This window comes from Paraburkholderia metrosideri, from assembly GCF_904848625.1.
Taxonomy (GTDB): domain Bacteria; phylum Pseudomonadota; class Gammaproteobacteria; order Burkholderiales; family Burkholderiaceae; genus Paraburkholderia; species Paraburkholderia metrosideri.
In genome coordinates, this window is record NZ_CAJHCP010000002.1 from 560,085 (window position 1) to 576,606 (window position 16,522).

The following is a 16,522-nucleotide window of genomic DNA, read 5'->3' on the forward strand; positions in this document are numbered from 1 at the left end:
TTATTGTTCAGACTTATCCGGTCGTGTGCTGAAGAGGATTGAAGATCAGGTGGTGATGGGGCCACGCTTTTGTTTACGCCGCCGCTAGCTTTGCCCGCAACGCGTAGTGGGCGATTTTTGCGTTGCAGAGCACTGGAAATCAGAAACGTCAAAGCCCCCACGAAACAACGTCCGGTCAAGCGGCAGACACATGCCGCTTTCATTGCATCACTTTTCCAGAAGGACGTATCGCAGATGAAGGACGCAGTAACAGGACGTGAAGCAGCTCGCCTTGGTGATACCACGGATCACGGTGGCAAGGTGATAGAGGCCGCCGACAATCTCTCGCACATGGGGATTCGAGTGGCACTCGACGGCCATCTGGTTGAGTGTCCGAAGTGCGGCGGCACGTATTCGATCATCGCGAGAGGCAGGCGCACGCATCGCGGCGTGCGTGTCGCGTATCTTGGCGATACCACCGCCTGCGGCGCGATCCTCATTGCCGCGTGAGGTGTCCATGACCTGGAATATGCAGACACGCAGCATGACGTTCAGCGGTCCCAGGCTTCCGCAGATTGTCGGCGTCATGCGGACGGGCGAGAAAATCAGCGAGCCGATGCTGACTGTGCGTAGCGTCAGAGGCCGTGAAGCGGTTGGCGAACTGTTCGAATACGTGATTCTCGCGGCGGTCGAAAATCCCGACTTCCTGCAAAACCCCGCCGACGCCGCGCAGATTGACCTTGAAGAAATCATTGGCACGAGGGGAACCGTTGCGATCCAGATAACGGGTATAGGCACGTATAAGGTGGGCCAGCAAGGCGCTACCGCGCGCGTCAACGTTGGAGCCGATACGCGCTATATCAGCGGCAACATTGCATCGGCAGAAATCCACTGTATGGAAGACCGCGCGGCGGTCTACCGGTTTGTACTGCGGCCCTTCGTTTGGCGTGCCACGCTGAACCGTGATTCCCGCATTCTCAGCGGTTCCGTTATTGACGTTTTGCATGAGGTCTTCGGGAAATACGTTGGCACCGTGGAGTGGCGTATCGCCGGGCCGGGCGGCGGCAAGGGCTACTATCCGCCGCGCGACATGATCCGGCAGGCGTGGGAGTCCGACTGGACCTTTGCGCATCGATTAATGGAGGAATGGGGGCTGGTGTACTGGTTCGAACACCGGGACGGCTTCCATTCGCTTGTTGTCTCCGACACCCTGGGCGGCCACCACCGTCACGGCGCGGCTTATGAAACGCTGCGTTATCACACGGGAAGCCGGATCGATGAGGAGCATATCGGCGAACTGTCAGTCAGCTACTCGGTCACGCCGGATACGGTCACGGTCAACGATCACGACTACATGGGGCCGCGCCTGCGCAACAGCCTGGTGCCGCTACGCGAGGAATACACGGGCGTGAACCGCCCAGCAGGCCGGAACATTGAAATCTACGCGACCGCCGAGTTCGCGCAGCCGCTCGCGCGCAAGACATTTTCCGATGCGAACGATGCGCGCGAGGAAGGCAGACACCTGGCGCGCGTCAAGCTTGAGGCCGAGCGTTGCAAAGCGTTGCGCGCGAAAGGCCGGGGCAACCTGCGGGGGCTTCAGCCGGGCCGCACCTTTGGCCTCACGGATTATCCACAGGACAAGGCAAACCGCGAATACATCGTACTTGCGTGCGACCTGGAGATTGCCGAAGTTGCCACATCTTCGGGCGCATGGCGCACCTACACGGTAAATACGGCGTTTGAGTTACAGCCTTCCAGCGTGCATTACCGGCTGGCTCAGGTGACTCCCCGTCCGCGCATCGATGGCCTTGAATTTGCCGTAATCGTGGCACCGCAGGATAACGAAATATGGATCGACAACCATAACCGGCTTTTAGTGCAATTCGACTGGGACCGCCAGGCGCGGTTCGATGGTGCAACGTCGATATGGGTGCGCGTGATATCGCAATGGCAGGGCGGTGAGATGGGTGTAGTCACGCCAGGTCGTGCCGGGCAGATGGTGATGGTCTCGCACGTTCACGGCGACCCGGACCGGCCCATTGTCGCCGGGTTCGTGGTGGACAAGTTCAATCCGCCGCCGTGGGCGTTGCCCGACAACATGGCTTTAAGCGGGATGCGCAGCAGGAGCCTGGACCACGGCTTTACGTCGAACCATCTGGCGCTGGACGATACGCCCGGCAAGCAGCAGGCGCAACTTGCGAGCGATCACGGCAAATCGAGTCTCACGGTCGGTTACAACACGCGTATCGATGGCAACAAGGGGCGGCAGGACGCCCGCGGCGAGGGCTTTGAGTTACGTACTGACCTGTGGGGTGTAGTGCGCGCGGCAAGGGGACTTCTTATTTCGAGTCATGGGCGAGAGAGTGCAGCGGGCAACGCCAAGGATATGGATGAAACGGTCGCTCGTCTTACGCAAGCGCGCGACTTGCACGAAACCCTAACCGGCTTCGCGCAGCAGCACGAAGCGCAGCAGGAAAGCAAAGATCAGAGCGACGTAACCCGAAACATCAAACAGCAGAATGAGGAACTGCGTGGCACGCCGTCCACCAGCCCGAGCAAATTTCGCGAGTTCACCGAGCCACATTTGACACTTGCGAGTCCTGCCGGCATTGAGACTACCACTGCGGGTAGCACGCATATCCAGAGCGATCAGGACCTTGCACTTACCACGGGTCGCCATGTCGCCATTGCGGCGGGTAAATCCTTGTACGCATCGGTGCTCGAATCCGTGGCCCTGTTTGTGCGCAATGCGGGAATGAAACTCATCGCGGCAGCGGGCAAGATTCACATAGAAGCGCAAACGGATAGCGTCGAGGTCATCGCGCGAAAAGCGCTCGAACTGATAAGCGCGTCTGACTGGATCAACCTGAAAGCAAATCAGGGCGTGCGTATCAACGGCGGCGGTTCGATACTGGAAATCAGCGCGGACGGCATCGTGGGATACACCAGCGGGAAGTACTTGATTCATGCGGCCGACCACGCGACTGCCGATCCAAAGCCCCGAGTGGGCCTGACGGCCCCCGTCCTTGTTCCCGATTCCTGTGTCTGCCCGAAGTGTCTGCATCTGGCGGCTGACCTTGGCATGGCGACCCTTACACGAACATGATTCACGAAGAAGTCAACCACCGTCTGCGTATGCACTCAACCCGCTATAACGGACTGCGTTTCCATGTGCTTGTCGATGGCATCCAGTATGAGCGTCACACGGGGCAACCCATGGTGGCGCGTTCCGGAGCGGTTGTATCCCTGTTCGCAGGAACAGACGACGAACCCATGGCCCGGGCCGGCCCGTGGCTGGTCGATCCATCACAAGCGCCGGAATTGACCGTCCAACTGGCGGCGATGGAGCCACAGCGTCCCGGCGTCATATGGCTGATTGTCTGGAATGAACTTGAAGCCCAGGCGGGGATGCTGCGCAAGATGATAAATGCGACCGGTCCAGACGGACGCCAGATCATGCTGCGATTCTGGGATCCGCGCGCGCTTGCGAACCTGCACCGCGCTCTTGGCGAGCGGGCATGGAATGATCATTTTCGCGGCGTGCTTGAGTGGAATTTCATTGAAAACGGAACTCGACTGAAGATCATCACCGATGCTTGAAATTAGCGAAAAAGAATGGGCGACGCTGCGCGTCGCTGACAACACAAATTATGTGGCGAGCGTTCGCGCGGATATCGTGCGTGAGTATCCGGTACTCGCCGACGATGCCACATTGTCGGATCGTCTGAATACGGCTTATGCAAAAGCCCGAGAACTCGGTTTCGTCCACGCTGGACCGATACACGATTTTCTTGAACTGGAAGCAAACGCACCAGGCTTCTATGACAAACCCGCTGTCAGCGCATTGCTCCATCAGAAGAACGTTTCCGCTGAGGGTGCATTCGAAATGATGCTGAACGTTATGCGCTGGCAGCGCCGACAAACCGGAGGAAAAAACTAATGGCTGGCTTTCTTGCACCTTTGCTTGAGCTTGCGGGCCTGCAAGTAGGAATAGGTAGCGGCGTGCGCGTACCAGGTCCCGTGCCCGTTCCAGTTCCGGGGGCGCCGTCATCGAGTGGCGCATCGGCCGACGAGATCGGTTCGGGCACGAGCGAACTTTCGAAGGACCGCTCGCGAGAGCGTGTTCATGAGCGCGACTGCAAATGTGCACCCGACAAGGGCGCACCGGTTATCCGCAACTGGAATATGTCCGCAATCTCGCGGGCGTATCAGGATTACGTCACGGGTGTTTATATCAACAGTACGGAGCCCATGCCGGCGGGGACGGAATGGTCCTTCGCCGGTCGGGACTTTGATGGGTTTCGATCTACGCTTTGCCAGCTGGAAGAAGCGAAGGCGAAGTACGATCAATTTTTTAAGCCGAACGGCACGCCCAAGCGTTTTTTTGACGCTTTCAGCTCTTCGAAGATCATTACCCAAGCCCGAGCGCACAATGTAATCGCCGCTGCGAACACCCCGGCAAAAATAAGATGGTTCTTTATGCAACCGAAGAGCTACCGCTATTTCTCAATGCAGTTTCGCACCAAGGCCCCGTTAGTGGCAACTGAATATAAACCTATGCTTCTGGATTAAAGGGTAGGCAATGAATTTCGAAGTTCTTTTTCATGTGAAAGAAAGGCAACTTCCTTCATTGGAGGCTCAATTTTATGATCTTTGGAAGTTTGCGAAAGAATTAGGAAATGTAGGCTTAGGTCTGGACAAATGGTACGCCGTCGCGCCCACCGAGAAAGAATCTCTTGCTCACAAGGCGTTTAATTCGGCCGGCCCAACAGGTGAGGCTATTAGGCTCGCGCATTCGAATAATCGAGGCGAACCGGACTTTCCGAGCGTGGGTGTTTGGAACGGCATAGAGGATAACGGCGGGGCAGTATTGAAAAGCTCGCTCATATTAAACGGAATATGCAGTGTTGAATTCAACTCGGACGGAATACTAGAACATCGCGGCTACAACGTCGTTGCCGATATGGTTGAACAGGCGATTAAGTTATGGCCCGCGACCTGTGTAAAAGTAGGGCCATTCAATTATTACCTTGACGAAATGCAGGTGTTCCCTGAACGTCCCGGCGTCGGCTGGATGCTCTACCTGCCGCATGAAATCGCGCATAACCAGGTGCCCGAAGCGCAGATGCTGCGATACGTAACCGATGTGAACGGGCACAAGGGCACCATCGTTATCAGTGAAATCGACGGGATTTTCGATGCGGATAACCCCGCTCATGTCCACACGGCGAACAAGATCGAAATACGCCTGGCGGATCGCGGCCTGTTGCCGAAGTACGCTGACCTTTGACAATACAGCGGCCCCGGTTCGGCGGTTTTTTATTCGAGCGTTTTCTGACAGTATATCCACCACATTTCCCGGCTACTCACTTTACGGGCCATACGTAGTAGAGCAATGGCCCGCGATAGCATTCAACGTACTGCCACACAACCGGAATTGAAATCGGTCGAACAGCACCATGCGCGGACAATTCGGCCTGCCGCACGCACCACTTATACGTGAGGCACGCCCCGGCGAAGTGTGTCCCGAGAGTGGCGAGTGGTTCGCGCCGCACCTGAACAACAAGAACCTCAGAATGACCGCAGGCGAAATCATGCAGGGACCGGAGCTTGGGCCAACGGGCGCCGTAATCTGGTATCTGAAACCGCGCCCGCAGACGCGAGGTGCTGATTGACTTTCGGCGCCGTGACGAAATCGGCCCCGCTTTAGCGGTAATGCTGTGCAGCTAACCATTGACCGGCATGACAGCCATTAGCAGCGCTCTCCTGTTTGCCCTGTTCCCGCGCAACGCACAGTACGTGCGACGCGCGTACCATGCCAATTGCCGCACGTGTAGGCGCTGGGCGGATTGCCGTCGTGATCAACTGCCCGCAAACACCACACGCCCACATGCCATTTCCTCCCCGCAATCCGGATCCCCCCGCCATGCAGATCGAACCGTTTCAGATTGCCATTCCCGACCACGACATCGACGACTTGCGTCAGCGTATTCGCGCGTCACGCTGGGCACCGGCCACGCCGTCTCCCGCATGGCAGCAGGGCGCGGACCCCGCATGGTTGCGTGAACTCGCCGACTATTGGGCCACCCATTTCGATTGGCGCGCGGCTGAGCGCAAGCTGAATCAGCAACCCCAATTCCTCGCCGATGTCGACGGCCAGCGTGTGCACTTCGTCCATCGACGTGGCAACGGACTGTCGCCTTATCCGCTGGTTGTCACGCATGGCTGGCCTGGCTCGTTCTTCGAGTTCCATCTGCTGCTCGATCAACTCTGCGACCCAGGTTCGTTCGGAGCCGATCCCGCCGATGCGTTCGATGTCGTCGTCCCCTCACTACCAGGTTTCGCTTTTTCGGCTGCGCCCGCGCAAGGCGGCACCTCGTCGTTTCAGGTAGCGGACCTGTGGGTCTCGCTGATGCGAGGCCTCGGCTACGAGCGGTTCGGCGCCCAGGGCGGCGATATTGGCGCGGGTGTGTCGGTCGCACTGGCGGCGCGGCATCCGCAAGCGGTTGAAGGCATTCATCTGAACTTCCTGCCTTCGTCGTATGAGCCCGCGATCGGCGCGGCGCAACAACCGCTCACCGCCGCGGAAGAAAATTTTCTGCGGGAGAAGGCCGAATGGGCTCTGCTGGAAGGCGGCTATGCGCATATGCATAGCACCAAGCCGCAAACCTTGGCCGCGTCGCTGAACGATTCGCCGATAGGACTGGCCGCGTGGATCGCCGAAAAGTTTCGCGCATGGAGCGATTGCGACGGCGAGATCGAACGGGTGTTTTCCAAAGACGATCTGCTGACCAACATCTCGCTCTACTGGCACACGCAAACCATTGGCACGTCGATGCAGATGTATTGGGAAAACCGCTTGCAGCCCATGCGTTTTGCGGGCGCGCCCCGTGTCGTGCCGCCCGTTGGTTTCGCGCATTTCCCGAAGGAGCTGAGTCATCCGCCGCGTAGCTGGATCGAGAGAACCTTCGATGTCGTTCAATGGACCGACATGCCGGGCGGCGGACACTTCGCCGCGATGGAAAAACCCGGCTTGCTCGCCACCGAGATTCGCCGGTTTTTCAGGCCGCTGCGTGCGCAGAAAAGTTAGCCGCGACCGGTGCCGGTTACTTCGACACGAGTTCGACAGCGCGTGCCGTCTCGGTTGGCAGAATCAGATGAGCGGGCGCTTCGCGGCCCTTGCGGCGCGCGATGACGTAATACAGCACGGCAGGTACGATCAATCCGACGATCCACGAGATGTCGGTACCGTCGAGCATATCGACCAGCGGACCCGTGTAGAACGCGCTGGAAATGAACGGTAACTGCACCAGCACGCCGATCATGTACACGAGGATGCCGGTTACGTTCCAGCGTCCATAGCGGCCGTCGGGATCGTAGAGTGCAGGCACGTCGTAGCGGTCGCGGGTGATGAAGTAATAGTCGACCAGGTTGATCGCGCTCCACGGCGTGAAGAACGCCAGCAGGAACAGGATGAACGACGAGAACTCTTTCAGGAACGCATGACGCCCGGCGAGTGCGAGCCACATTGCGATGCCCACCATCCCGAGAATGTACGCAAGCCGGCTGCGCGCGGACAGTTTCTGGTCGCCGCGAAAGCCGCTTATCACGGTCGCGATCGACATCACGCTGCCATACGCATTGAGTGTCGTGATGGTGATCTTGCCGAACGCGATCGCGAAGTAGAGCAGGGCGGCAATCGTGCCGGTCGCGCCAAGGCCCACGACGAACGACACCTCGTGCCCGGAGAACTGCTTGCCGGCAAGCGCGGCGGCGAAGACGCCGAAGACCATCGACACCTGCGCGCCGATCACCGCGCCCGCGGCGATCGCCCAGAAGGTTTTACGCGGCGACGTGCTGCGCGGCAGATAGCGCGAATAGTCAGCCACATAGGGACCGAAGGCGATCTGCCATGACGCGGAAAGCGACATGGCCAGCAGGAAACTGCTGACGGTGAAATGACGGTTCGCGAGCAATGCCGAAATGTCATGACCGATCAGCAACTGCGCGAACATGTAGACGAACGCGATGACGCCGATCACGCTGGCCACGCGTCCCACCAGATGAATCACGCGATAGCCGATCACGGTGAACACCACGATCACCGCAGTAAACGCGACGATGCCAACGGCATCGCTCACGTGCAGCAGTTGCGAGACCGCCTGTCCCGCGAGCACCGAGCCGCTCGCGGAGAAGCCGACGTACATCAGACACACGAGCACGATGGGGATCACCGCGCCGTACACGCCGAACTGCACGCGGCTCGAAATCATCTGCGGCAGGCCGAGTTGCGGACCTTGTGCGCCGTGCAGCGCCATGACGCCGCCGCCGATCAACTGGCCGAGCAGCAAGCCGACCAGCGACCAGAACACATCGCCGCCGAGCACCACCGCGAGCGCGCCGGTGACAATCGCGGTGATCTGCAGGTTGGCCGCGAGCCATAGCGTGAACTGGCTGAAGACGCTGCCGTGCCGTTCGGCGTCGGGAATGTAATCGATGGTGCGACGCTCGGCGATGACGCGCTGGCGCGTGCCGCCCTGGGATGCAGACATGAAAATCCTCTTGGCCCGGCGCACGGTGTCGGGCGCCGTCAGATCCAGATAAACGACCGGCGAACTACGCCAGTCTCCCGCGACCGGAGCCGTGCATACCGAGGCTCTCGATTCAATATGACTTTAAGTCAGCCAAAATGTCTATACAAGTTAACTTTTTTAGTTGTTTACCCGATGTCGCGCCGTCTTGGTCAGCCGATTATCTGCTTTCGAAGCTTACACTTACAGAGATTTGTGAGGTTCTCCGCCACCCGATAACAAACCAGGATGCGTAAAAAACCAACCATATTTGTCTAGACAAGATCGATTTGGCAGCCAGTCAATGTGTGGCCGATGATGTCACGATCACATGACTCATGCAGCCCCGCTCAATAATGCCCGGGCAACTATTGCGAGAAGCAACAGCACGCGACGTCGGCCAAAAAAACAATCAAAAGGGCCACGTTATGACTCGCTGAGTTTTGGCGGAAACGCAATAAAAGGACGTGAAACGATCATCCATACCTGATGCTGCGCGCCCGGATCATCCGACTCCATCGCCGCAGATCAGCGCATCCGCCAGTCGAGCGTGGCGCCATGAAGGCGCGTATCGCGCGGCGCTGACGATGCGCGTTACGCGGGCTTCTGATTACACCGCGAAGGACCGCTCGATCAACTGTTTGACCGTCACGGCAGCGCTGGAAAAGCGAACCGTCGCTCACGCGTGGTGAGGAGCAACGTGAATCTTTTTCCTTGCACTCTGGTATATGTCGACGTCGACGCGAATCCGGGGCCTAATTCGACCAACCGCGATCCGTTGTCTTATGTGAGTCAGGCGGTCTGCCTGAATAACAGCTTGCGGCAATTGGGCATGCCGACGTTGACCATCATGACCAACGCTCCGGCCCTGGTCGCACAGCGGCTCGCGAAGATGCTGCCGCAGAACCGCCCGGCGGTCGCGACGCTTACCGCGACGATCGAATTGCCGAAGAACACGCCTTTCTACGCCGCCCATTTCAAACTCGACCTGATGGACCAGATGGCGGGCAGCCTGCCCGTCGACAGCATGCTGCTTCTACTCGATGCCGACATGGTCGCGCTGCTGCCACTCGACAGCGAGTTGATCGAGCGATGTGCCGAAGCGGGTCTCGGTGTATTCGATATTTCCGACCAGGTTTTCCCCGCGTATGGCAGCGAGCGCGTGGTCGCGGATCTGGAGATCGTCGCAGACCGGCGGCTCAGGAATCCACGTTGGTATGGTGGCGAGTTTCTACTCGCCACGCCGGATTCGTTGCGGACCCTGGTGCCGCGCGCGCGAGCGAGTTACGCGCGCTATCTCAGCGAGAGCGAACGGCTGAAACATCATGGCGACGAGGCATTTATTTCAGCCGCGCTCAATTCGCTTGCCGACGAAGGGCAGGTGCTGATCGAGGTCGGCGCTTATCAGGCGGTCGGCCGTCATTGGGCGGGCAACAACTATCGCGACTTGCGGTGGTTCCGCTGCTGTTCGTTTGTCCACTTGCCGGGCAGCAAGGCGCTGCTGGAAAAAGAGGCGCGTTTCGTCGAATTTGTGCCGGACCGCTTCTGGCGACATATGCGCGTCGCCCATCTGCGCGGGCGTATGCGTCATGCGGCGAAACGGATTGTCCGGATGTTGAGCGGCGCGCGCCTCGCCATGCTTTCCGCCCACGCGTTGCGCGGTTTGAAGGGTTAGACAGGGTTGCAATGCGCGCGGCATGCTTCGCGCTCTTGCCGATGCATTCAGCCACCTCGTTGGGTCGGCCGGCTAATCGCGTTGCAACGTGGCGCAAAGAATTTTTTTGTCGAATGGCACCGGCGATATGTCGGGGCACACAATGATCGGCACACCATTCGACACGAGGCCGACAGCATGACTGCACCCATCAGGCTGGTTCTGTTCGATATGGAAGGCGTTCTCTCGCACTACGACCGCACCGCACGGGTCGAGCATCTGGCCGCGACCTCGGGACAGACCGAAGACACCGTCCGTTACGCGATCTGGGGTTCGGGCCTCGAAGCACGCGCCGACGCTGGCCAGATCAGCGACGACGACTATCTGAGCGAACTGGGCGCGCTACTGAACTACCCGATCAATCGCACTGAATGGCTGGCCGCGCGTCACGCGTCGATCACGCCGAACGAACCGGTGCTCGCGCTAGCCAGCCAAGTCGCCGAGCGTGGGGAGATCGCGGTGCTGACCAATAACTGCCGCCTGTTCACCGACCACGTCGACTATCTGAATCCGCCCGTGGCACGCTTGTTCGGCTCGCGTGTTTATTCGTCGGCGTCGTTCGGCGCGGCGAAGCCGGCGGCGCAAACTTATCTTGGCTGCGTCGAACAGATCGGCGTGCCGGCAGCCGAAACACTTTTTATCGACGATACCGAGGCCAATGTGACCGGAGCGATCAACGCAGGTCTGCGCGGGCACAGGTTTATCGACGCTGCGGGGCTGGCAGAAGCACTGTGGCGGCACGCCTTGCTGTAGTCCAAAAAGGCTTGACCTCGCTGGTTGAGCGCCATATAGTTCACCACATGGTGAAGTCTCCAGTCAGTCAACTCGATCGTACCTTTTCCGCCCTCGTGGACCCTACGCGGCGGGCTATCCTTGCGCGGCTCGAGCGCGAGCCGGGCCTGTCGGTGACGGAAATCGCGCGGCCGCTGCCGCTCAAGCTGCCTGCGGTCATGAAGCATCTCGACGTGCTGGACGACGCCGGTCTGATCGCGCGAACCAAGAGCGGCCGAACCGTGTCGGTCGAACTGGTCGCCGGGCCGATGGAAGAAGCGCTGGCATGGTTGAAACGCTATGAGCGCTTCTGGTCCGCGAGTCTTGACCGGCTTGCCGATTTTGTCGAAAAGGAACCGGAGTGATCATGGAGCAACCCAGCCTGACTATCGTGCGACGCTTCAAGGCGTCTCCGGCCAGAGTCTACGCAGCGTGGACGCAACCGGAATTGATCGCGCGGTGGTGGGGTCCAGATGGCGGCCCGGTGCTTGACGCGGAAGCCGACCTGCGCGTAGGCGGTCGTTTTCGCGTGGTGCTCCAGACACTGGATGGCGAAATGCACGAGTGTCGTGGCGAATATCGTGAAGTCGAGGTGGACCGCAAGCTCGTGTTCACCTGGCACTGGGTCACGCTGCCTGAGCGGCGCTCGCTAGTGACGATCCGTTTTCGTCCGGTCGAAGAGGGCACCGAGATGAGTTTCACGCACGCGCAATTTTTCGATGAAGCGACTCGCGACGACCATCAGAAGGGTTGGGGCGGGGCATTCGAAAAGCTGGAAGGTCTGTTCGCCGAAACGGAAAGTGCCGGCGAGTAAAGCGTCATCCCTGCGTTTGAACAGGTCCACCCGTCCCCCGTCGATCGAGGTCCGTTATGAAACTTTACTATGCCGAAACTGTGTCGCCCCGCAAGGTATGCGTGGCTTCCAGATACTTAGGGTTGCCAATCGACTATGTGTTCGTCGATCTGCGCAAAGGCGAGCAGACCCGTGCGGATTATCTGGCGATCAATCCCAATGGCAAGGTGCCGTGTCTGGTCGACGGCGAGCGCAGTCTGTGGGAAGCGGATGCAATCCTCTGCCATCTCGCGCAGCGCGCGGAATCGGGCTTGTGGCCGCGCAACGCGCAACAGCAGATCGATGTGGTGCGCTGGATGAGCTGGAACAGTCAGCATTTTTCCCGACATGCAGGCTCGCTTTACTTCGAGCACATCATCAAACCATGGGTTGGAATGGGTGCGCCAGATCAGCCTAAGGTAGCCGAAGCGCAGGGGTTCTTTCGCAAGCATGCGAGCGTGCTCGATCAACATCTCGAGGGGCGCAAATGGTTGCTTGGCGATCAGATGTCGGTGGCCGATTTCTCTGTGGCGATCATGCTGCCGTACGCGAAAGACGCGGCGATGCCGGTCGGCGAGTTTGCGCAAATGCAGCGTTGGCACGATCAGTTGAATGCGCTCGACGCATGGCGCAATCCGTTTCCCGCGCGGCCTTCGAACGCTGCAATCAATGCGTGAGAGGCCGCTCATGTGCTGTGCAATCGTGGCACTCACGATGACGTTGCTAGCCAGCTGGAGAAGTGTGTCGAGCACGGTCGGCGCTCGTGTAGGGTGGTTGCGGCGGATGGCGATTGTGGTCATCGCGATGGCTACGGCCGCCGGCTCCGCGATAGCGGCGGACCAGTTCGCAGCGGGCGGGCGGGGTGGATCGCTTGCCAATATCACGCAATCCGGCAGCTTGCCGTTATGCGGGCATTTCTTCAGATAGGGGACTTGCTTCAATTGCTTTGCGTGACGCGTGACCCGTGACCGGTGCACTCTCCGACGCGCTGCATGGAATTGCCGTATCGTACAGAGTCACTGTACCTCTCGCGAATCGAGGGCACGTTATGGCATTTTTGTCGAAGAGCGCTACACCGCGTCTCACCCGGCGCCGCTTTCTACGCACAACAGGAAGCGCAGCTATTAGCTTGCCGGTCTCGCTCGCTTTACCTGCGTGGGCATCCGCGCAAGCTGAAGATCCGGCTTCTTCGCAATCGCAAGTTGAAACCTCCGCACCGCCTCGCATGCAGCGACGAGTGATCCCGTCGACCGGCGAACGCTTGCCCGTCGTCGGTTGCGGTACCTGGCGTACGTTCGATGTCGGCAACGATCCCAGCGCGCGGGCACAACTCGTCGAGGTGCTGCGGATTCTGTTCGAAGCAGGCGGCTCGGTGATCGATTCGTCGCCGATGTACGGTTCGTCGGAAGAAGTCGCCGGCGCATTGCTCACGCAACTCGACGCGCACAGCAAAGCCTTCATTGCCACCAAGGTCTGGACCGATGGACACGACGCAGGCATTGCCCAGATGGAACAATCATTTCGCCGCTTCCAGCAGTCGCGTATCGATCTGATGCAGGTTCACAATCTGCTCGACTGGCGCACGCAACTCGCCACCTTGCGCGAATGGAAAGCGCAGGGGCGTATCCGCTATATCGGCATAACGCACTACACGTCGAGCGCGTTCGATGAAGTCGCGGCCGTGATGCGCAGCGAAAAGCCCGACTTCGTGCAGATCAACTATGCGGCGGACGATCGCGCCGCCGAACAGCGGATCTTGCCGCTTGCCGCCGAACTTGGGATAGGCGTGGTGATCAATCAGCCCTTCGGCGGCGGCGGTTTGCTCGCGCGAGTCGGCAGAACGCCGCTGCCTGCATGGGCCGCGGAAATCGGCTGCACGAGTTGGGCACAGATCCTTCTGAAATTCGTGCTGGCGCAATCGGCGGTGACGGTCGTGATTCCCGGCACCGGACGTCCGCAGTATATGGCCGACAATGTGCGCGCCGGATCGGGTCCGCTACCCGATGCGGCGATACGTGCGCGAATCGTAGCGGCGGTGAACGGGTAGACGCGCTTTGCGTGGTTTCCGCGCGATGGGGTGACCTGCCCGCACGCTCACGCCGGTGATCCCGGCGCGAACCGGCTTGACGAAAGACGGCTCGGCTCGTGCACGGGAAGCCCATCCATGCCGCGGGACTGCCGGCACGATCTGCGGATCAACCCGCCGTCTTGCCACCATCGACGCTAACGATCTGACCTGTCACGAACGACGCCGCGTCCGACGCCAGAAACACCACTGCGCGAGCCACTTCGTCCGGCTTGCCGATACGGCCGAGCGGCACTTTCGCGGCGAGCGCAGCCTTGTTCTCCGGCGTCGCGGTGAAGCGGTCGAGCATGCCGGTGTCGGTCGGTCCTGGGGCCACGGCATTGACTCGCACGCCGCTGGATGCCACCTCCAGTGCCGCCGATTTGGTCATCCCTTCCACCGCGTGTTTGCTGCCTGCATACACGGAAGCGAACGCCGCGCCTTCATGGCCGTAGGTCGACGAAATGTTGACCACGCTGCCGCTCTTTTGCGCCGACATCACGCGCAATTCGTGTTTCATGCTGAGCAGCGTGCCGAGCACGTTGGTATCGAAGGTCGCGCGATAGCTTTCGGCGGTCTGGTTCGTGATCGCACCGGGCTGGCCTTCGGTGCCCGCATTGTTGACCGCGGCGTCGATGCGGCCAAAGCGGGCCACGGTCTGATCGACGAGATTCGCGACCTCTTCATCGCGGCGTACGTCGGCCTGAATGAAGTGGGCGTCCGCGCCGAGTTCGCGCAGTTCTTTTTCGAGTGTCCTGCCTTCGGCTTCGCGGCGTCCGGAGACGACGAGGCGTGCGCCGCTTTCCGCGAAAGCGAAGGCGGTAGCGCGACCGATGCCGGTGAGCGCGCCGGTAATCAGGATGACGGGATGGTTCATTTTCAACTCCTCGCGAGGTATGTGTCTACGGTATGGGCAAAGCAAACCGCAATAAAGGTGAGCGTCTGCGATCTGCTTTGATTTCGTTGCCTTGAGTGCACTGTAGGGGTTGCGTCGCGGGAATAAAAAGACTTTATAAGCGGGTGGGCATGCCTTCCAGGCATCCTCGCAAGGCACCCGGCCCGCTCCGGCCGACGCAGCCGACTGCCGTAACAAGCCAGACGGTCCCCACGTTGGCGGCAAGCCGATCGCGCGCAAAAACCCAGGAATAAAACCAGCAACACGACAGTCATGCCTCGTGAACCGAGTCGCAACGGGCGCCGGACTCATCCACAGCCGGGCCTGCGAGTCTTCATTCCGAGGTCAACATGTCGTCACATCATTCATTCGATCCGTCGCGCCGAGGCGCGCTGAAGTGCCTGGCGTTCGGTGGTCTGGGCACCGTGTTCGTTCTCGCCGGTGGGGTGCTTACACCGGTCGAGCTGGCGCTTGCGGCTGACACGGAGTCGTCGGCAGCAAGCACGGGCGTACCGCTCTTTCTTCAGATCAGCGACTCGCATATCGGCTTTAACAAGGAGGCCAACCCGGACGTGGCAGGCACGTTGAAGCAGACCATCGAGATCGTCAACGCGATGCCGGTCAAGCCTGCACTGACCATTCATACCGGCGATATCACGCACCTGTCCAAAGCATCCGAGTTCGATCTCGCGGCGCAATTGATGTCAGGTCTGAAGATCACCGAACTGCACACCGTGCCGGGCGAACATGACGTGACGGACGGCCCCGGCACCGAGTATTTCAAACGCTTTGGGCAGGCGTCCGACAACCGGGGCTATTACAGCTTCGATCATCAGGGTGTGCATTTTGTCGGTCTCGTCAACGTGATGCACTTCAAGCCGAACGGCCTGGGCGGTCTTGGTGACGAACAACTGGCGTGGCTTGAAAACGATCTCAAAGGGCGCTCGTCGAGCACGCCGATCGTCGTCTTTGCGCACATGCCGATGTGGACGATCTACGAGCCGTGGGGATGGGGCACCGGCGATGCGGGCCAGGCGATGAGCTATCTGAAGCGTTTCGGTTCGGTGACGGTACTGAACGGCCACATTCATCAGATCGTGTCGAAGGTGGAGGGCAACATCACGTTCCACACCGCGCGCTCCACTGCCTATCCGCAGCCGACTGCCGGCAATGGCAGCGGCCCTGGACCGCTCACCGTGGCCAGCGATCAGCTGCCGAAAATGCTCGGCGTAACCCGTATCAGCATCGCCGAGCATCCGCTGAAGGCGACGCTCGCCGATACGACGCTAGTTTGAAATTCGCACCATCCGTTAAAAATGGAGATCAGTCATGCCAACTAATTTCATCCGTCTTTCGAAAATCAGGCTGCTGGGCGGCGCAGCGTCCATCGTGATGTCGATCGCGGCGACCGTCGCATGTTCCATCGCGCATGCGGAAACGCCTGGCGCAGTCGTCATCAAGAACTTCATGTTTTCGCCGATGGCGCTCACGGTCAAAGCCGGGTCGACGGTGACCTGGAAGAATCTGGATGGCGAACCGCATACGGTTGTCAACGATGCCGGCATGTTCCGCTCCGCCGCGCTCGATCAGAACGATTCGTACCAGTTCAAATTCGACAAGCCGGGCGTCTACAAGGTGTTCTGCGGCATCCACCCGAACATGAAGGAAACGATCACCGTGCAGTGAACGTGGCGCG

General features: G+C 59.7%; 18 protein-coding genes. 16 read left to right on the forward strand and 2 right to left on the reverse strand.

All coding sequences use genetic code 11. The annotated features are described in order from the left end of the window. Positions 1 to 234: 234 nt before the first annotated feature. The 7 genes from LMG28727_RS05290 (at position 235) to LMG28727_RS05320 (ending at position 7,069) form a co-directional block, all read left to right on the forward strand. Entirely contained in the window at positions 235 to 489 is a 255-nt protein-coding gene (locus LMG28727_RS05290) for a PAAR domain-containing protein (RefSeq protein WP_201641241.1), read from the forward strand. After that, positions 479 to 3,085 carry a type VI secretion system Vgr family protein gene (locus tag LMG28727_RS05295; RefSeq protein ID WP_236591611.1) on the forward strand — a complete coding sequence of 869 codons (2,607 nt, stop codon included), beginning with the start codon at positions 479 to 481 and terminating at the stop codon, positions 3,083 to 3,085. Before LMG28727_RS05290 ends, LMG28727_RS05295 begins: the two co-directional genes overlap by 11 nt. Continuing rightward, entirely contained in the window at positions 3,082 to 3,579 is a 498-nt protein-coding gene (locus LMG28727_RS05300; protein ID WP_201641242.1) for a DUF4123 domain-containing protein, read from the forward strand. Before LMG28727_RS05295 ends, LMG28727_RS05300 begins: the two co-directional genes overlap by 4 nt. Next, positions 3,572 to 3,919 carry a hypothetical protein gene (locus LMG28727_RS05305; protein WP_201641243.1) on the forward strand — a complete coding sequence of 116 codons (348 nt, stop codon included), beginning with the start codon at positions 3,572 to 3,574 and terminating at the stop codon, positions 3,917 to 3,919. Before LMG28727_RS05300 ends, LMG28727_RS05305 begins: the two co-directional genes overlap by 8 nt. After that, positions 3,919 to 4,551: a restriction endonuclease fold toxin 5 domain-containing protein gene (locus LMG28727_RS05310; RefSeq protein ID WP_201641244.1), complete on the forward strand. Its 633-nt coding sequence runs from the start codon at positions 3,919 to 3,921 to the stop codon at positions 4,549 to 4,551. The genes LMG28727_RS05305 and LMG28727_RS05310 overlap by 1 nt, the downstream gene beginning before the upstream one ends. A 10-nt stretch (positions 4,552 to 4,561) precedes the next feature. After that, a complete protein-coding gene (locus LMG28727_RS05315; RefSeq protein ID WP_201641245.1) occupies positions 4,562 to 5,269 on the forward strand; it encodes an Imm52 family immunity protein in 708 nt (235 codons plus the stop codon). A 636-nt stretch (positions 5,270 to 5,905) separates the two neighbouring features. Beyond that, a complete protein-coding gene (locus LMG28727_RS05320; RefSeq protein ID WP_201641246.1) occupies positions 5,906 to 7,069 on the forward strand; it encodes an epoxide hydrolase family protein in 1,164 nt (387 codons plus the stop codon). Positions 7,070 to 7,085: 16 nt separating this feature from the next. Here the strand turns inward: LMG28727_RS05320 and LMG28727_RS05325 are convergent, their stop codons facing one another. Then, positions 7,086 to 8,531: a purine-cytosine permease family protein gene (locus tag LMG28727_RS05325; RefSeq protein WP_201641247.1), complete on the reverse strand. Its 1,446-nt coding sequence runs from the start codon at positions 8,529 to 8,531 to the stop codon at positions 7,086 to 7,088. A gap of 485 nt (positions 8,532 to 9,016) precedes the next feature. Here LMG28727_RS05325 and LMG28727_RS05330 point away from each other — a divergent pair, with 485 nt between their 5' ends. From LMG28727_RS05330 to LMG28727_RS05360, 7 genes are all read left to right on the forward strand, one after another. Then, positions 9,017 to 9,241, forward strand: a complete 225-nt coding sequence (locus LMG28727_RS05330; RefSeq protein WP_201641248.1) for a hypothetical protein — start codon at positions 9,017 to 9,019, stop codon at positions 9,239 to 9,241. Between the two features lie 8 nt (positions 9,242 to 9,249). Then, positions 9,250 to 10,224 carry a hypothetical protein gene (locus LMG28727_RS05335; RefSeq protein ID WP_201641249.1) on the forward strand — a complete coding sequence of 325 codons (975 nt, stop codon included), beginning with the start codon at positions 9,250 to 9,252 and terminating at the stop codon, positions 10,222 to 10,224. 177 nt (positions 10,225 to 10,401) lie between these two features. Beyond that, positions 10,402 to 11,016 (forward strand): HAD family hydrolase, encoded by a 615-nt coding sequence (locus LMG28727_RS05340; protein WP_201641250.1) that lies wholly within the window; start codon positions 10,402 to 10,404, stop codon positions 11,014 to 11,016. 47 nt (positions 11,017 to 11,063) lie between these two features. Beyond that, complete coding sequence (locus LMG28727_RS05345; protein WP_201641251.1) at positions 11,064 to 11,399, forward strand: ArsR/SmtB family transcription factor; 336 nt, start codon at positions 11,064 to 11,066, stop codon at positions 11,397 to 11,399. Between the two features lie 2 nt (positions 11,400 to 11,401). Further along, entirely contained in the window at positions 11,402 to 11,848 is a 447-nt protein-coding gene (locus tag LMG28727_RS05350) for an SRPBCC family protein (protein ID WP_201641252.1), read from the forward strand. Positions 11,849 to 11,904: 56 nt separating this feature from the next. After that, positions 11,905 to 12,543, forward strand: coding sequence for a glutathione S-transferase family protein (locus tag LMG28727_RS05355; protein WP_201641253.1), 639 nt, complete (start codon positions 11,905 to 11,907; stop codon positions 12,541 to 12,543). Positions 12,544 to 12,914: 371 nt separating this feature from the next. After that, positions 12,915 to 13,913, forward strand: coding sequence for an aldo/keto reductase (locus LMG28727_RS05360; RefSeq protein ID WP_201641254.1), 999 nt, complete (start codon positions 12,915 to 12,917; stop codon positions 13,911 to 13,913). A 148-nt stretch (positions 13,914 to 14,061) separates the two neighbouring features. On the opposite strand, the gene LMG28727_RS05365 is transcribed toward LMG28727_RS05360, so the two are convergent. Beyond that, positions 14,062 to 14,808, reverse strand: coding sequence for an SDR family NAD(P)-dependent oxidoreductase (locus LMG28727_RS05365; RefSeq protein WP_201641255.1), 747 nt, complete (start codon positions 14,806 to 14,808; stop codon positions 14,062 to 14,064). Between the two features lie 368 nt (positions 14,809 to 15,176). On the opposite strand from LMG28727_RS05365, the gene LMG28727_RS05370 reads away from it, so the two are divergent. Continuing rightward, complete coding sequence (locus LMG28727_RS05370) at positions 15,177 to 16,121, forward strand: metallophosphoesterase family protein (protein ID WP_201641256.1); 945 nt, start codon at positions 15,177 to 15,179, stop codon at positions 16,119 to 16,121. Positions 16,122 to 16,218: 97 nt separating this feature from the next. Continuing rightward, entirely contained in the window at positions 16,219 to 16,512 is a 294-nt protein-coding gene (locus tag LMG28727_RS05375) for a cupredoxin domain-containing protein (protein WP_407945829.1), read from the forward strand. The last annotated feature ends 10 nt before the right edge of the window (positions 16,513 to 16,522 follow it).

Excerpts from the sequence above, each read along its gene's own strand:
- LMG28727_RS05290 (WP_201641241.1), top strand. The coding sequence starts at position 235 with ATGAAGGACGCAGTAACAGGACGTGAAGCAGCTCGCCTTGGTGATACC.
- LMG28727_RS05300 (WP_201641242.1), top strand. The coding sequence starts at position 3,082 with ATGATTCACGAAGAAGTCAACCACCGTCTGCGTATGCACTCAACCCGC.
- LMG28727_RS05305 (WP_201641243.1), top strand. The coding sequence starts at position 3,572 with ATGCTTGAAATTAGCGAAAAAGAATGGGCGACGCTGCGCGTCGCTGAC.
- LMG28727_RS05310 (WP_201641244.1), top strand. The coding sequence starts at position 3,919 with ATGGCTGGCTTTCTTGCACCTTTGCTTGAGCTTGCGGGCCTGCAAGTA.
- LMG28727_RS05315 (WP_201641245.1), top strand. The coding sequence starts at position 4,562 with ATGAATTTCGAAGTTCTTTTTCATGTGAAAGAAAGGCAACTTCCTTCA.
- LMG28727_RS05320 (WP_201641246.1), top strand. The coding sequence starts at position 5,906 with ATGCAGATCGAACCGTTTCAGATTGCCATTCCCGACCACGACATCGAC.
- LMG28727_RS05325 (WP_201641247.1), bottom strand. The coding sequence starts at position 8,531 with ATGTCTGCATCCCAGGGCGGCACGCGCCAGCGCGTCATCGCCGAGCGT.
- LMG28727_RS05340 (WP_201641250.1), top strand. The coding sequence starts at position 10,402 with ATGACTGCACCCATCAGGCTGGTTCTGTTCGATATGGAAGGCGTTCTC.
- LMG28727_RS05345 (WP_201641251.1), top strand. The coding sequence starts at position 11,064 with ATGGTGAAGTCTCCAGTCAGTCAACTCGATCGTACCTTTTCCGCCCTC.
- LMG28727_RS05350 (WP_201641252.1), top strand. The coding sequence starts at position 11,402 with ATGGAGCAACCCAGCCTGACTATCGTGCGACGCTTCAAGGCGTCTCCG.
- LMG28727_RS05355 (WP_201641253.1), top strand. The coding sequence starts at position 11,905 with ATGAAACTTTACTATGCCGAAACTGTGTCGCCCCGCAAGGTATGCGTG.
- LMG28727_RS05360 (WP_201641254.1), top strand. The coding sequence starts at position 12,915 with ATGGCATTTTTGTCGAAGAGCGCTACACCGCGTCTCACCCGGCGCCGC.
- LMG28727_RS05365 (WP_201641255.1), bottom strand. The coding sequence starts at position 14,808 with ATGAACCATCCCGTCATCCTGATTACCGGCGCGCTCACCGGCATCGGT.
- LMG28727_RS05370 (WP_201641256.1), top strand. The coding sequence starts at position 15,177 with ATGTCGTCACATCATTCATTCGATCCGTCGCGCCGAGGCGCGCTGAAG.
- LMG28727_RS05375 (WP_407945829.1), top strand. The coding sequence starts at position 16,219 with ATGTCGATCGCGGCGACCGTCGCATGTTCCATCGCGCATGCGGAAACG.